The 15,934-nt window shown below is 39.3% G+C and carries 16 protein-coding genes and 1 pseudogene; 2 read left to right on the top strand and 15 right to left on the bottom strand.

The genetic code is table 11. From position 1 onward, the window contains the following. Nucleotides 1–18 precede the first annotated feature (18 nt). The 9 genes and pseudogenes from pfkA to LG375_RS00685 form a co-directional block, all read right to left on the bottom strand. Nucleotides 19–1,038, bottom strand: a complete 1,020-nt coding sequence (gene pfkA / locus LG375_RS00725) for a 6-phosphofructokinase (RefSeq protein ID WP_013990713.1) — start codon at nt 1,036–1,038, stop codon at nt 19–21. A gap of 91 nt (nt 1,039–1,129) precedes the next feature. Continuing rightward, the gene (locus LG375_RS00720) at nt 1,130–4,240 is read right to left on the bottom strand and encodes a DNA polymerase III subunit alpha (RefSeq protein ID WP_225745074.1); all 3,111 of its coding nucleotides are present in this window, start codon (nt 4,238–4,240) and stop codon (nt 1,130–1,132) included. A 168-nt stretch (nt 4,241–4,408) separates the two neighbouring features. Beyond that, nucleotides 4,409–4,999 carry a 3-isopropylmalate dehydratase small subunit gene (leuD, locus tag LG375_RS00715; protein ID WP_002890790.1) on the bottom strand — a complete coding sequence of 197 codons (591 nt, stop codon included), beginning with the start codon at nt 4,997–4,999 and terminating at the stop codon, nt 4,409–4,411. An 11-nt stretch (nt 5,000–5,010) separates the two neighbouring features. After that, a complete protein-coding gene (gene leuC / locus LG375_RS00710; RefSeq protein WP_037597711.1) occupies nt 5,011–6,402 on the bottom strand; it encodes a 3-isopropylmalate dehydratase large subunit in 1,392 nt (463 codons plus the stop codon). A gap of 30 nt (nt 6,403–6,432) precedes the next feature. Continuing rightward, a complete protein-coding gene (locus LG375_RS00705; protein WP_073950880.1) occupies nt 6,433–6,714 on the bottom strand; it encodes a DUF1294 domain-containing protein in 282 nt (93 codons plus the stop codon). A 4-nt stretch (nt 6,715–6,718) separates the two neighbouring features. After that, entirely contained in the window at nt 6,719–7,756 is a 1,038-nt protein-coding gene (gene leuB, locus LG375_RS00700) for a 3-isopropylmalate dehydrogenase (protein WP_073950874.1), read from the bottom strand. An 18-nt stretch (nt 7,757–7,774) separates the two neighbouring features. Further along, a complete protein-coding gene (locus LG375_RS00695) occupies nt 7,775–9,331 on the bottom strand; it encodes a 2-isopropylmalate synthase (protein WP_225745073.1) in 1,557 nt (518 codons plus the stop codon). 346 nt (nt 9,332–9,677) lie between these two features. After that, a pseudogene (locus LG375_RS00690) lies at nt 9,678–10,001 on the bottom strand (2,3-bisphosphoglycerate-dependent phosphoglycerate mutase); the annotation flags it as partial. Nucleotides 10,002–10,040: 39 nt separating this feature from the next. Then, nucleotides 10,041–10,430 carry a nuclear transport factor 2 family protein gene (locus LG375_RS00685; RefSeq protein WP_002890784.1) on the bottom strand — a complete coding sequence of 130 codons (390 nt, stop codon included), beginning with the start codon at nt 10,428–10,430 and terminating at the stop codon, nt 10,041–10,043. Between the two features lie 145 nt (nt 10,431–10,575). On the opposite strand from LG375_RS00685, the gene LG375_RS00680 reads away from it, so the two are divergent. Further along, nucleotides 10,576–10,905, top strand: a complete 330-nt coding sequence (locus LG375_RS00680; protein ID WP_002890783.1) for a winged helix-turn-helix transcriptional regulator — start codon at nt 10,576–10,578, stop codon at nt 10,903–10,905. A gap of 96 nt (nt 10,906–11,001) precedes the next feature. On the opposite strand, the gene LG375_RS00675 is transcribed toward LG375_RS00680, so the two are convergent. Next, entirely contained in the window at nt 11,002–11,694 is a 693-nt protein-coding gene (locus LG375_RS00675) for a phosphoglycerate mutase (RefSeq protein ID WP_000240128.1), read from the bottom strand. Between the two features lie 255 nt (nt 11,695–11,949). Here LG375_RS00675 and LG375_RS00670 point away from each other — a divergent pair, with 255 nt between their 5' ends. Further along, a complete protein-coding gene (locus LG375_RS00670) occupies nt 11,950–12,885 on the top strand; it encodes a dihydroorotate oxidase (RefSeq protein WP_060971492.1) in 936 nt (311 codons plus the stop codon). Between the two features lie 62 nt (nt 12,886–12,947). On the opposite strand, the gene LG375_RS00665 is transcribed toward LG375_RS00670, so the two are convergent. From LG375_RS00665 to LG375_RS00645, 5 genes are all read right to left on the bottom strand, one after another. Continuing rightward, entirely contained in the window at nt 12,948–13,148 is a 201-nt protein-coding gene (locus LG375_RS00665) for a hypothetical protein (protein WP_002890779.1), read from the bottom strand. A gap of 59 nt (nt 13,149–13,207) precedes the next feature. Further along, nucleotides 13,208–13,483, bottom strand: coding sequence for an HU family DNA-binding protein (locus tag LG375_RS00660; protein ID WP_002884048.1), 276 nt, complete (start codon nt 13,481–13,483; stop codon nt 13,208–13,210). A gap of 136 nt (nt 13,484–13,619) precedes the next feature. Continuing rightward, nucleotides 13,620–14,192 (bottom strand): YpmS family protein, encoded by a 573-nt coding sequence (locus LG375_RS00655; RefSeq protein WP_073950074.1) that lies wholly within the window; start codon nt 14,190–14,192, stop codon nt 13,620–13,622. Further along, the gene (locus tag LG375_RS00650) at nt 14,185–15,060 is read right to left on the bottom strand and encodes an SGNH/GDSL hydrolase family protein (RefSeq protein WP_073950072.1); all 876 of its coding nucleotides are present in this window, start codon (nt 15,058–15,060) and stop codon (nt 14,185–14,187) included. The genes LG375_RS00655 and LG375_RS00650 overlap by 8 nt, the downstream gene beginning before the upstream one ends. Continuing rightward, nucleotides 15,053–15,895 (bottom strand): DegV family protein, encoded by an 843-nt coding sequence (locus LG375_RS00645; RefSeq protein WP_073950070.1) that lies wholly within the window; start codon nt 15,893–15,895, stop codon nt 15,053–15,055. Before LG375_RS00645 ends, LG375_RS00650 begins: the two co-directional genes overlap by 8 nt. Between the last annotated feature and the right edge of the window lie 39 nt (nt 15,896–15,934).

Raw genomic sequence — 15,934 nt, 5'->3', positions numbered from 1 at the left:
TAATTTAAGTAACTGAGATTAGCTCAAGTTAGACAATGAACGGTTAAGGTCTGCAAAGTCAAGACGTGCTTTGTGAGGATTGTTGACGATAATTTTACCGTCTTCAGTAAGACTGAACAAAGCTCCTTCTTCTGCTGTACCAAGGATTGGGCTTTCAACAAGCTCTTCATTGTGGATACCAACAGCTACACCACCAATACCTTGTTTAAGGAGGTCAACCGCATGTGCACCCATCCACGAAGCAAGAACACGGTCACGCGCAGTTGGGGAACCACCACGAACCACGTGTCCAATGTTTGTTGCACGAAGATCTGAAGTATCTCCAGCTTCTTTCATTTTAGCTGCAAATTCTTCAGCACCCATGACACCTTCAGCAACTACGATTACATGGTGAGTTTTAGCACCTGATTCGTAACCTTCTTTAACTTTACGTACAACTTCATTAATATCATACTCTTCTTCAGGTACGATAATTTGGTCTGCACCAGAAGCAATACCAGCCCAAAGAGCGATATCACCAGCGTTACGTCCCATAACTTCAACGACAAAAGTACGTCCGTGACTGAAAGCAGTGTCTTGAATCTTATCGATAGCTTCTGTTGCTGTTGCAACAGCAGTATCAAAACCAATTGTGTAGTCTGTACCAACGATATCGTTATCGATAGTTCCTGGAAGACCAACAGCTGGGAAACCATGTTCAGTCAAACGCATAGCACCATGGTAAGAACCATCTCCACCAATAACTACTACACCTTCGATTCCATGTTTTTTAAGTTGCTCAATACCTTTAAGTTGACCCTCAAGTTGGGCAAACTCAGGATAGCGAGCAGACTGAAGGAAAGTTCCACCACGGCTGAGGATGTTGTCTACGCCTTTGGCATCAAGTTGGAAGATATCTCCTTCAACCATACCAGCGTATCCACGGTTAATGCCGAAGACCTCAATTCCTTCAGAAATTGCTTTGAGAACAACTGCACGAGCGGCAGCGTTCATACCAGGGGCATCTCCACCACTAGTTAAAACAGCAATACGTTTCATTATTCCTGATACTCCTTTTATATATTTAACATTTTCATTATAACACAAAGAATTCTAAATGGCTTTAAATTTGAAAATATTTATTGTTTTTTTACCGTAAAACCGTTTTCAGCACATAAGGTGCTAATTCCCGATTAAGTTCCTCGTTCTTAGTTACTCTGTATCTTTGACTAACGATAGTTTCCTTACTTCCTTGATAACGGATAATGACAGGAATGTGTCCAGGATACTTAGCTAATATTTGAGAAACTTCTATGTCTTTATCATGATTCTCAAGTAAAATCCAGAAACGCTCCGTGCTAGCTTCCTCCATGTTTGACAAGATTAACTGAATGCGTCCATCACGCTCCTGGGTCCGTCCATCAAGATAAAAGAGACCACCTTCACTTAATTTATCCTTATGATAGAAATAAGTTTCTGGAAATAGGGTAACATCAAGTTTATTGATCCCATCAGTGACGTTCAGAAAGGCCATCTGATCACCTTTTTTAGTTCTGATAATTCGAACGGATTCTATCTGAACTAAAACCGTTGCCTTAGTATTAACAGCCAAATCAGAAATGGCTTGATAGGGACGAGAGGCCATTTTTTGAGCCAAGTGTAAAGGATGGGGGCTAAGCCCAACTCCTAGTAACTCCTGTTCTAAATTATAACGATCCGTCTGACTATAGTCTTCATAATCAACCCAAGAGTAAGATGACTCTGCAAACAAACTTCCTAACTCATTGACAAAAGTAAAGAGGTTGCTTAAATTACCAATGATTTTCTGACGATTTGGTTCAAAAATATCAAACAAACCAATCTGGATAAGAGGTGTCAGACTATCGGCTTTCTGATATTTGCTAGGAATACGTGTCAAAAAGTCTTCTATAGAAATGTATTTACCATTTTGTTTGCGATCCTCAATAATCCAAAGGGCAAAATCTCTTGGCAAGCCTTTGATAGTCTTAAGACCTAATACAATCTTTCCATCTGAAATTTTGTCCAGATAGGGAATTCTATTAATATCAAGGCTGGCTATAGAAAATCCATTTTCAATTGCATCCTTAATGTAATCACTAGACGAATAGTTTAACATGACGTCATAGAAAATCTGAGGGTAATGCGTTTTGAAATAGGCTAATTGAAAGGCTAGTGCTGAATAAGCATAGGCATGACTTCTATTAAAGCCATAACCTGCAAACTTAGCCATCATACTAAAGAGTCGTTCAGCAATCTGTGGGTCACGTCCCAACCGACGACTTCCTTCCATGAACTCTTCGGACATCTTGGACATTTCATTGGCATCTTTTTTCGACATTGCTCGACGAAGCAAATCGGCTTTTCCGAGTGTAAAGCCTGCAAATACTTGGGCAATCTGCATAACCTGCTCCTGATAAAGCATGATGCCATACGTAGGCTCAAGGATTGGTGCAACTACTGGATCAATCAAATCTACTTTTTCCTTACCATACTTACGAGCGATGAAATTATCTGTATAATCGCTAGCTCCAGGTCGGTTAAGAGAGGTTGTCGCTACCACTTCTTCGAACTTAGCGGGTTTAATCCGTTTAAGAAGGTTAATAGCACCCGCCTGCTCAAACTGAAATATTCCCTTAGTTTTACCCTTGGCAAAAAGAGCTAGGGTCTGTGGATCTTCCAAATCAATTGATTTGATATCTATAGCGACTCCCTGCTCTTCTTCAAGTTTCTCCTTCATTTTTTGAACAAAGGTCAAATTACGGAGACCCAAGAAATCCATCTTAAGCAAGCCATTGGCTTCGACTGCGGAGGCATCATACTGAGTAATCATCATATCCTCACCAGCTTTTAGAGGAATATGGTTGGTCAGGTCATCGTCACTCATCACAATACCAGCAGCATGGATTGAGGTCTGTCTTGGCTGACCTTCAATAGCCTTAGCAATCTCAAAAGCCCTCTGAAATTCTTGTCTTTGATTAATCAACTGTCTAAATGACATATTCTTCTCATAGACAGAGGTCAAGGTGTCACGAAAAGAAATCTTTTTACTAAGTTGTGATAGTTCAAATTCCTTGGCTCCGAAACGTTTAAAAACATCTCGGATAGCCTGTTTGGCCCCAAAAGTTGAAAAAGTAACAATCTGAGCAGAGTGCTTACTACCATAACGGTCCCTAACATAATGAAGAAACTCGCTTCGATAGATATCAGGCAAGTCGATATCTATATCAGGCATGCTATAACGTTCTTCATTTAGAAAACGCTCAAAAAGCAAGTCATTTTTAACGGGATCAATTCCAGTAATATCAAGGACATAAGCCACCAAGCTTCCTGCAGCAGACCCACGTCCCATTCCCATATAATAACCACGGCTACGCCCAAAGCGTAATAAGTCCCAGACAATCAAGAAATAATCATCAAAGCCCATCTGATGAATGATAGACAATTCTTTGTCTAAACGTTCCTGATAAACTGCTGCGCTTAACTTTTTAGTTTCTAATCCAGATTGGGCTAATTGACGTAATTGATCAACTGCTGGCATATCACGATTAAAACGGGGAAGCTTCAAATCCGTATCAAATTGATAAGTAATGTCTGAAACAAGTTGCTCCAAATTGTTCAAAGCCTCTGGAATATCACTATATGCACTTTCCATTTCTTGAGGCGAGAAAAGAAGCTGATTCATAGGACAAATAGAGGCCTCTGACAAGGAAACGTTTTGTGAGATGGCGTGTAACATCTGAATTGTCGAGCGATCTACATTCTCAAAATAACGCACTGTATGTAAAGGAATTACAGGATAATCAAACTCTTTGCCAGCATCTTCTGGCCTTACCCCAATAAAAACCTCTGAACCAAGAGTCATCCCTGGCTCCCAGTCTTCACTCGGAAGGATGAGGGCAATAGCATTCAGATAGTCCGAAAAAGCTGTAAACTCGCGTTGCCCTGAGGAGAGCTCTGTTGCCAACTTCATCAAATTTTTATAGCCCTGATTATTTTTTGCTAATAGACGAAAAGGAATTTTTCTTCCCTCGTAAAATAGATTAGCTTCCATACCAATCAAAGGACGTAAACCGTTGCTACTGGCATACTGAGCAAAATGATAAGCAGCATAGAGATTGTCACGATCCATCAAACCAAGGGCTTGATAGCCAAGCTCTTTGGCACGCTTAATATAGGTAGTCAAATCTACAACACTATCCATGAAACTATAGACGGATTTTGTATCCAATTGTGCAAACATGAAGGCCTCCTTTCTATCTTTCTATTATAGCATACGCTCCTTGTAAAAACGCTTCTACCATGTTAACTGTTTCAAACAAAAAGAATGAGATAGAACAACACCTTAAACATTGTCCTTATCCCATTCTTTTAAATCCTCATTATTATTTTACAAACACATCATTGTTTCTTATTGCCAATATGATGGGCGTTGTTTTTCATAGGCAGCAATCAAATCTTCATATTGAAGAGTGATTCCAATATCGTCAAGCCCTTCAACCAATTTACGTTTCCACTCATGATCGATATCAAATGGAAACTCTCCTGCTGAAGATTTAATCACTTGGTTTGGAAGGTCAATCGTAATTTCCTCACCTGCAGGAAGAGCAGCCAATTTTTGACGTACTTCCAAGGGTTGAACGATTGGCAACATACCATTCTTCAATTCATTGTTATAGTGAATATCTGAAAATGATCCAGCAATAACACAACGGAAACCGTAATCTTCCAATGCCCATGCAGCGTGTTCACGAGATGACCCCGAACCAAAGTTATCACCAGTAACCAAAATGGTCGCATCGCGATACTCAGGTTTATTGAAGACGAAATCAGGATTTTCATCGTAATCATCATTAAGGTAACGCCATTCAAACATCAAATTCTTACCGAAACCTTTTTTATCAACAGCTTTCAAGAATTGTTTGGGAATGAGTTGGTCCGTATCGATGTTATCATTCATCAAAGGTACTGATTTCCCTGTATAGACGGTAAATTTTTCCATTATCTTCTCCCTTATGCTTGAACTTCTGGCATATCGCGGACATCTACAAATTTACCAGCGATTGCTGCAGCTGCTGCCATTGCTGGACTACAAAGGTGAGTACGAGCACCATATCCTTGACGTCCCTCGAAGTTACGGTTACTTGTAGATGCACAGTGCACACCTTCTGGAACATGGTCTGGGTTCATACCAAGACACATTGAACAACCTGGATCGCGCCATTCAAATCCCGCATCCATGAAAATTTTATCCAAACCAAGACGTTCAGCTTCTTTCTTAACTGGACGCGAACCTGGAACAACAATAGCTGTCAATGTCGGTGAGATATGTTTTCCTTTAACGAATTTAGCAGCTAACTCAAGGTCGCTAAGACGTGCGTTAGTACAAGAACCAATGAAGACATAGCCAAGATCAATATCTTTAGCATATTCACCAGGCTTAACGTCCATATACTCGTAGGCACGTTCATCATTAAAGTCCTTGATTTCTGGGAATGGTTGATCAAACTCAACACCCATTTCAGGGTTAGTTCCCCATGTAACCATAGGTGCCAATTCTGAAACATCAATAGTAATCACTTTATCATATTCAGCATCTGGATCTGAAACCAAAGTTTTCCAGTCGGCTACTGCTTCTTCGAATTTCTCACCCTTAGGTGCGCATGGACGCCCCTCAACATAATCATAAGTTTTTTGGTCTGGATTCATAAGACCCATCTTAGCACCAAATTCAATAGACATGTTACAGATGGTCATGCGTTCATCCATTGAAAGAGCATCGATAGCTTCACCACAATATTCAACTGCGTATCCTACACCAGCATCAACGCCATAGCGTGCAATGAGTGCAAGAATAAAGTCTTTTGAATAAACACCTGGCTGTGGTTTACCAACAAATTCAACCTTCATTTTCTTCGGTTTCACTTGCCACAAACATTGTGTCGCAAAGACATGTTCTACCTCAGATGTACCAATACCAAAGGCAATAGCACCAAAGGCACCATGAGTAGCCGTATGACTATCTCCACAAACGACAAATTTTCCTGGTTGACTACGACCTGTTTCAGGACCAACCATGTGGACAATCCCCTGACGAGCAGTACCGTGGGTAGCCGCATCAATACCAAATTCCTCAACGTTTTTCGCCAAAGTATCAATTTGGTTTTTAGAAATAAGGTCACGAATGTTAAAAATATCAACCGTAGGAACGTTGTGGTCTGTCGTACCAAAAGTTAAATCTGGGCGACGAACTTTACGTCCAGCATCACGAAGTCCTTGAAAGGCCTGTGGACTTGTAACCTCGTGAATATAATGCTGATCCACATACATCAATTGTGGTTCGCCCTCATTTCCAGTAACGACGTGGCGTTCCCAAAGTTTATCAAAAATTGATTTTCCGCTCATAAAATACTCCAATTATAATCTAAGGATTAGCTAATCCGAAAGTCTTGTTAGAATAAGGTATAAAAGAAAGACATCTATAATAATTCCTATAAGCCAGCAAAGCTTAAAGTACCATTTGTTAATTTTATGTCTAAAAAGTCTCCCACCTAGAAAGGCACCAATACCACCAAAGATCAGTGTCTGTAATAATAATGCCTTCTCAGAAATCCGTCTCTTATGTTGAATAGCCTTATGTTTATCAAGTCCATAAACGGATAAGACGACTAGATTCCACACCAACAAAACACTTAGTAACACTAATTTCAGTGTCATGAGTTTAGAGATTGCCAATAATAGCTGCTGTCATTTCAGCAGTCGAAGCCTGACCACCCAAATCACGTGTCAAGATGCCTTGATTCAAGGTCTTATCAACAGCATTTTCAATCAATTCTGCCCCTTTAGTTTCATTGAAACTTTCACGTAACATCATAGCTACTGACAAAATCATTGAAATTGGATTGGCAATACCTTGACCAGCGATATCTGGTGCTGAACCATGAATAGGTTCATAAAGACTTGGACCATTTTCAGAGTGACTGGCAGATGGCATAACACCTAAAGTTCCTGGAAGGACACTTGATTCATCAGACAAGATATCACCAAAAAGGTTTTCTGTAACAACCACATCAAAACGAGCTGGGTTGGTAATCATAATCATTGCAGCACTATCAACGAGCTGATGTTCAAGAGTTACATCTGGAAACTCCAAAGAAACTTCATCAGCAACCTTACGCCACAATTTAGAAGTTGCCAAAACATTTTGTTTATCAATGCTAGTGACCTTTTTGCCACGACCTTGAGCAATCTTGAAGGCACGACGCATGATACGACGAATCTCATCTGCTGAATAATCATTGATATCGCGAGCCTTATCTTCTTCCAAAATGTGCTCACCAAAGTAAATACCACCTGTGAGCTCACGAACAACGACGAAGTCTACGCCCTCAATACGCTCAGGTTTAAGAGGTGACAAGTGTTTCAAAGCATCAAAGATGCGGACAGGACGGATATTAGCAAAGAGATTCAACTCCTTACGAATGGCCAAAAGTCCTTGTTCAGGACGAACTGGCGCATTGTCATATTTAGGTCCACCAATTGCAGCCAAGAGGATAGCATCTGCTGATTTAGCAGCATCCAAAGTTGACTTAGGAAGTGGATGACCCTCAGCATCAATGCCAGCACCACCAAATGGTTTAGCATCGATGTCGTAATCAAATCCAATTTTTGAAGCTACTTTTTCAAGAACTTCAAGACCTGCTGCCATAATCTCAGGTCCAATTCCATCACCTGAAAGTGTTACAATTTTCTTTGTCATGTTTAACTCCTCTTCGGCTTATGGAAGGTCACGATAAGAAACCTTACGTGCCATCTCACCAGCATTTTCTTTTTGAACCAATGTATTAGCATTGATATAGGCAATTGCTGATGCTTTCAAGACGTCAAAGTCCAAACCAGATGCATTGAAAATAGTATCTGTATCTACATTTTCTACAGTTACAAGTACACGCGCTTGCGCATCAATACCATCAGTTACTGCGTCAATATTATAAGAAGTCAAGCGAACTGTTTGGTTGAAGAATTTGTCAATAGCATTGAAGATAGCTTCAACTGACCCTTGGCCATTTGCCAAAAATTCAACAGATTCACCATCTTCATTAGCCAAGCTTACTGTAGCAGTGATTGTTTCATCAGCATTAGTAGTCAAACGAAGATCTTGGAAGTGGAAACCTTCTGGATTATCTACACTTGTACCAGCAACAAGTGCACGAATATCTGCATCAGTAATATCATGTTTTTTCCCAGCCAAGACTTTAAATTTGGCAAAGAGTGGTTTGATATCTTCTTCCACAAAGTCAAGCTCAAGTTCTTTCAATTTTTCAACAAAGGCATGACGTCCTGACAATTTACCAAGAGGAAGACTGTTACTCTTCACACCTACCAATTCTGGTGTGAAAATTTCATAAGTTTGTGGGTTCTTAAGAACGCCATCTTGGTGGATACCTGATTCATGAGAGAAGGCATTTCCACCAACAACAGCTTTATTTTTAGGAACAGGAATTCCAGAGAAGCGAGAAACAAGCTCTGAAGTATTCATTGTTTCATTAAGAACAATATCACTTGTTGCTTGGAAAAAGTCTTCACGAATTTTCAAAGCAACAGCTACTTCTTCAAGAGCAACATTACCCGCACGTTCACCGATACCATTAACAGTTCCCTGTACACGTCCAGCACCGTGTTTAATTGCTGTCAAAGTATTTGCAGTTGCCATACCGAGATCATCGTGACAGTGAACACCAAAAACAATTTTATGGTCTGATTTAATATTTTCAGTCAAATGATCAAAAATACGTGCAAACTCTTCTGGAGTCGTAAATCCTACTGTATCTGGAATATTAATATATGATGCACCAGCATCAACTGCTGTTTGAACAACTTCAGTCAAGAAATCAAGCTCAGTACGAGTAGCATCCTCTGGTGAAAACTCAACAACTTCAAATTTTGAACGTGCATATGATACATGCTCTTTTACAGCTTCAAGAATTTCTTCTTTTGATTTCTTCAATTTAAACTCACGGTGAATCGGACTTGTTGCGATAAAGACATGAATTTGTGGATACTTGGCATCTTTCAAAGCCTCATAACAAGCATCAATATCAGATTTTACTGAACGAGCCAAACCAGTAACAGAAGTTGTTGTCATAGCTTCCGCAATTTGTTTTACTGCCTCAAATGAATCTGGGCTAGCTGCAGGAAAACCTGCTTCGATTACAGAAATCCCCCATTTTTCAAGTTGCTTAGCAATGGCAACTTTTTCTTTGATTGAAAAGTTAACACCTGGTGTTTGTTCCCCATCACGAAGACTTGTATCAAAAAATTCAACTTTACGCATAGACAATCCTCTTTCTAAAAGTAAAAACGATAGTAGTAAAAAAACATCTCACTCGGAAACCCAAGCGAGATGTTTTTACCTCCCGCTTGGTAAGCCAAACAGGACTAATGCTTCTGCACTAGCCCTCATTACGCAATAGCAAAACAGTTGTAGTTGCGAATGTCATTTGACTCATTTCCTTTCGATGTATCTTGGTTAATATGATACATCTTTCCAACTTGAAAGTCAAGGAAAAATTACTGAATTGACTGACTTTTCTGACCACTATTTACATTTATTTTCAAGAAAAGAAAAAAGCTGACCAAAGTCAACTTTTTATTTGTTAATGATAACTACTTATCTCAGCTTATTTTCCAAGGTAGTATTCAGCAACTACGTTCAATTTTTCGTCAAATTCGAATACCAATGGTGGGAAGTTTGGAATTTCAACATCCATGATTTCGTCATCAGACAAGCCTTTGAAGTGTTTTACAAAGGCACGGATTGAGTTACCGTGTGCTCCTACGAATACGTTTTTACCATCTTTAAGTGCTGGAGCGATTTTATCTTCCCAGAATGGAAGGGCACGTTCCAAAGTAACTTTCAAGTTTTCAGCATCTGGAATTACTGAGTCATCAAGTGAAGCGTAACGACGATCAGTGTGTGCTGAGTGCTCATCATCACGATCCATAAATCAAATTTCATTTCAGATTATAGATTAATTTACTGTCTAACCCCAGAAAGCATCTTCTACTGCTTGATCTGATGAAAAGAGCCAAACTTCCTTGATCTTTCCATCATCCATGCGAAAAAGATCAATCCCATTCATGTTGAGTTCCTCGCCGTCTGGGCGAGTTCCGACAAAGGTCACATTGGCTGCTACAAGGTCAATATTTTCAGACACCCAGTTAGTCAATACTTTGAAGGTACCGTTTGTTTTTTCTGAAAATTGAGCCAAGTGTGCTCCAAGTGCTTCTTTTCCAACAACTGTACCGGAATTACTATGCTGACCTGGCTGGTGCCAGATAATATCATCTGCCATAGTCTCAAAAACAGCTGGAAAATCACCTGTTATAAGACCATTGTTATATGCATTAAAAATTTCTAGATTTACTGACATGAGTTACTCCTCGTTTCTTTTATTTATGATATAATATTATCACTTACTAACAAAAAGACAAGTAGGCACTTTATTGTTATCTAGTATCAAATACGATACTATTATTGTCAAATAAGAGAATAATTTTAAAAAATTTGGAGGAATTATGGTAACCAAAGTCAGTGAATACGGAATTTGTCCTTTTGCCACGACGCAGCGTGTACTAACAGGCAAATGGGCTCTAGTCATCATCTATCAACTCAGTACGGGGACTAAGCGTTTTAATGAACTACAACGTCTAATTCCTGGCATTACCCAAACCATTCTAACACGACACCTCAGACAGCTCGAGAAGGATAAAATCGTGGAGCGTAAAGTCTATGCTGAAGTTCCCCCACGGGTCGAATACAGTCTAACTGAAATGGGTAGAAAATTTCAAGGTGTCCTAGATGCCATTGAAAGTTGGGGACTGGAGTATATCGAAACTCTAGACTAATTATCTCCTGGGTTCATCTCACCTTACAAAGTGAGACGAACCAAGAGTCACTTCTCAAAAAAAGGCGGAATAAATCCCGCCTTTTATCTTTTATAATTATTTTCCAAGGTAGTATTCAGAAACAACGTTCAATTTTTCGTCAAATTCGAATACCAATGGTGGGAAGTTTGGAATTTCAACATCCATGATTTCGTCATCTGACAATTGTTTGATGTGTTTTACAAGGGCACGGATTGAGTTACCGTGTGCTCCTACGAATACGTTTTTACCATCTTTAAGAGCTGGAGCGATTTTATCTTCCCAGAATGGAAGGGCACGTTCCAAAGTAACTTTCAAGTTTTCAGCATCTGGAATTACTGAGTCATCAAGTGAAGCGTAACGACGGTCAGTGTGTGCTGAGTGCTCATCATCACGATCCATTGCTGGAGGCAATACATCGTATGAACGACGCCAGATGTGAACTTGCTCATCACCAAATTGCTCAGCAGCTTCTGCTTTGTTTTTACCAGTCAAACCACCGTAGTGACGTTCGTTCAAGCGCCATGATTTTTCAACTGGAACCCAAAGTTGGTCAGATGCTTCAAGAGCCAAGTTAGTTGTTTTGATCGCACGTTTCAATACTGAAGTGTATGCTTGGTCAAATTCGATACCAGCTTCTTTAATCAATTTACCAGCGTCGATAGCTTGTTGAGTACCTTTTTCAGAAAGATCTACGTCAGCCCAACCTGTGAAAAGGTTAGCTTTGTTCCATTCAGACTCACCGTGGCGAGCGAAAACCAATTTTACCATTAGTTATGTCTCCTTTTTATTTTGGGTTAAACCCATTTACTGTATCTATTCTACCCAAAAAACCTTGAAAAAGCTAGCAAAATCCAAAAAATTCTGTAAAATTCTATTGCTTCTTGTCTTGGCAAAAAGAGACGATATCAGAATTTCGTTTTAGAGGCTTTAGCCCGTCCAATATTTCCTTGTTTTAGGCCCCTTTTCATGCTAAAATGAGATGAAATAGTAACATTTTACTTTGTGATTTTTAAGGAGGATCTTATGGTTTCTACTGCTACAAAAGTTGGTCAGTTTACGTTTGATAACTGTCTTATGAATGCCGCTGGTGTTCATTGTATGACTAAGGAAGAATTGGCAGAGGTTGAGGCTTCAGCTGCAGGTTCATTTGTCACAAAAACAGGAACACTTGAGGCCCGTCCCGGTAATCCTGAACCACGTTATGTGAATGTTCCTCTTGGGTCAATCAACTCAATGGGATTGCCAAATAACGGTTTCGAATACTACCTTGACTATGTCATTGAATTACAAAAGCAACCCAATACAAAAAATCATTTTCTTTCTCTCGTTGGTCTTTCACCTGAGGAAACACACACCATTCTTAAAAAAGTTCAAGAAAGTGACTATGAAGGGCTGGTTGAACTCAACCTTTCATGTCCTAACGTTCCGGGTAAACCTCAAATCGCTTACGATTTTGAAACAACAACCGAGATCCTAACTGAAGTTTTTTCTTACTTTACGAAACCTCTTGGTGTGAAATTACCACCATACTTTGATATTGTGCACTTTGATCAAGCTGCTGCCGTTTTCAACCAATTTCCACTTGTCTTTGTTAACTGTGTGAACTCAATTGGTAATGGCCTTTACATTGAAGATGAGTCTGTTGTCATCAAACCTAAGAATGGTTTTGGTGGTATAGGTGGTGACTACATCAAACCTACTGCCTTGGCAAACGTTCATGCTTTCTACCAACGTTTGAAACCTGAAATCCAAATTATTGGTACTGGTGGTGTAAAATCTGGTCGTGATGCTTTTGAACACATCCTTTGTGGCGCAAGTATGGTACAAGTTGGTACTGCCCTTCAAAAAGAAGGTGTCGCTATTTTTGACCGTATTACTAAAGAACTTAAAGAAATCATGGAAGAAAAAGGTTACGAAACTCTTGAAGACTTCCGAGGAAAACTTCACTACATCGACTAGTCTATAAAAAAAGTTTGGAAGATTTTCCAAACTTTTTTTGTTATTTGATGAGGATTCTCTTATTAGACAAGACCATCATCATCGCGTTCATCCCAGTCTTCAAAAGGGTCCTTGCCCTCTTTTTCAGCTTGAAGACGTTTCTGACGCGCTTCTTCAATTTGTTCTTCACTTGGCTTCATCAGTTTGCTAATAGCAACAATACCTGATAGTTTAATAACAGTAAAAACCAAAAGAAAAATCAATACCACTGTTATGGTTTTCATAGATTTCCTTAACTTATTTCGTATAAATCAAAACCCCTAAAATCTTAGGGGTTTTTACATTATTTAACTGCGTCTTTAAGAGCTTTACCAGCTTTAAATGCAGGAACTTTAGAAGCTGCGATTGAGATAGCTTCACCAGTTTGTGGGTTACGACCTTGACGAGCAGCGCGTTCGCGTACTTCAAAGTTACCGAAACCGATCAATTGTACTTTTTCACCTGCAGCAAGGAATTCTTCGATAGAAGCGAAAACTGCATCTACAGCTGCTGCTGAATCTTTTTTAGTAAGCTCAGTTGCTTCTGCAACTTTAGCGATCAAATCTTGTTTGTTAGCCATTGTAACAATCCTCCAATTTATTTCTAAGCGAATAGTATTTTTAGCGCTTGAACAAGTATTATCTTATCCTAAAAGGCCTATGAGGTCAAGTAATAAACGCTAATTTAATCGCTTTTTTGCAAAAAGTAAAGGCTTTTTAATTTATTGTCTTATAGATGTCAAATTCGATACGGTCATTAACCAAATCTAGGCTTTGAGCACGTGCTGTTATCCCCTTCTCATTCTTCATAGACTGAATATTTAGGGTAACCTTTCCCTTCTTACTATCGATTGCGATGTAATCAGGAAGGTTAGTCGAACGTTTAATCATCTTAAGGACATCCGAAACAGGCAGTTTCAAGGTTCCAGCTGAAAGCTCAGAAACATGCAGTACAATTGCTCCTGATTCACTAACAACCGGCGTAAAATAGACATATAGAGGAACAGCATGACCTAAAACCTTATAGCTACTTTCAAAAACAATTTTAGAATTGGTAACCTTGACCTTGAAACGCATCTTATCAGTCGAATAATTCTGGGCAAATCCTGTAAGAGCAGCGTCAAGCTCATCCTTAGTCATACTATATTTTCCAATTTTAGTTGCTCCCTTGGGTAGGGATACAGAACTTGTCGTCTCCACTGGAGTCATGATTCTATACGTCACAACACTTACTAAAGCTAGATTTAAGGCCAAGAGTCCTAAAAATAGCCACTTCCATATCTTACTCACCTGACCACTCCTTCTTTGTTTGGTTAATACGTTTCAAAATGGCATCTGACATAATTTGATAACCTGTATTATTTGGATGAAAATGATCATCCTCAAAAAGAGCATCGTTCAGGCTATCTTGAGAAGATTTACTAGACTGATAGGTATCATCAGAACTTGTAACACCGCCCTTACCATCAATTCCCTTATAAAGCAAATCATTTACAGGAACAAAATACACATTATCGTACTCTTTGCACACCTCTTCAGTAGACTGGTTCCAATTATCTACAATAGTTTGCATTTCTGTCATCTCTGGAAAATTAAGATAAAAAGGATTGTAAATACCAACAATATAAATTGGTAATGTTTTATTTTCCTTGCGAGCTAGCTCAATAATCTGTCTTAATCTCTTTTGATAGGCCTGAGCAGGCTTAGTGAAGGTAGCTACATTAAGATTCGTGATATTGTCCTTAATGACATGGATCACATCATTACCACCAACTGTCAGAGTCATCACTTTAGCCTTTTTGAGATCTCTTTGAATATCCTTCTTTTCTTGCATTCTTTTGAGAATTTGATTACTCGTATTCCCCGCAATACCGTAGTTACGAGAAGTTACTTGCCAGTCAAAATCTGACTCTAATGCCTGTGATAGCACAGGAACGAATCCTCCTTGATTACTACTATCACCTACCCCTTGAGTAAGGGAATCACCAATAGCAACATAGGTCACATTTTCATTTTTAATAGATTTAATCTTTTCTGCAATTTTTGATGACTGACGCGTACTAGGAACGATAAAAATGAAGAGGCCGACAAATAAGAGAAAAAGCAAGAAGAAGCCTACGAGGCTTCTAACTAATTCTGATTCTTTCCACTTATTCATAACGAACCATTACGGCAAAGGCGCCTTCACCAGTGTGCGTTTGAATGATGGAACCAGTCTCAAGGATTGAAATTGGAGCACCCAAAACCTCAAGTTTTTCAGCCAGTTCATGTGCTAAATCAGGTGTTCCTGCATAAGAAATACCAATCTCTGCCACTTTGCGGTCCTTATCCTTGATACCATTAATATAAGAATCTAACCATTTCGTGAAAGTCTTAGCTCCTCGCCCCTTAGCAATCGTATTCAACTGATAGTCTTTCAACTCCATGATGACACGGATATTGAGTAATGAAGACAGAAGACCTGTTACACGTCCAATACGACCACCTTTAACCAGATTCTCAAGGGTAGAAACACCAATATGAAGTTCTGATTTATTTTTCACTTCTTCAACATGGGCTACAATCTCATCAAGACTAGCTCCTGCTTCGGCTAATTTAGCTGCCTCAACAACTTGAAACTTGAGGCATTGATCCGTAAAGCCTGAATCGATGACAGTTACATCTGCTCCTGAAAGACTAGCTCCTTGACGTGAGGCTTCACATGTCCCAGAGAGTGTGTGCATAATGTGGATTGACACAATTTGTTCTGCACCTTCTTTGACAAGATTTTCATATGTCTCAGCAAACAAACCTACAGGTGGTTGGCTTGTCTTTGGTAACTCTTTACTATGCTTCATCATTTCCAAGAAACGGCCTTCTTCTCGAAGGTCACTATCTGAATAGATGACACCGTCCACCATTACCGACAATGGGACAACAGTGATATTATATTTTTTAACCAATTCTGGTTCAATCGTGATTGACGAATCGGTTACAATTCTGATTTTACTCATAATTTTCTCGCTTAACACAAATTTTTATTCTATTATAGC

Source organism: Streptococcus sp. Marseille-Q3604 (assembly GCF_916619785.1).
Taxonomy (GTDB): Bacteria; Bacillota; Bacilli; order Lactobacillales; family Streptococcaceae; genus Streptococcus.
Note: the sequence above shows the minus strand (reverse complement) of the source record. Positions and strands in the feature narration are given on the sequence as shown.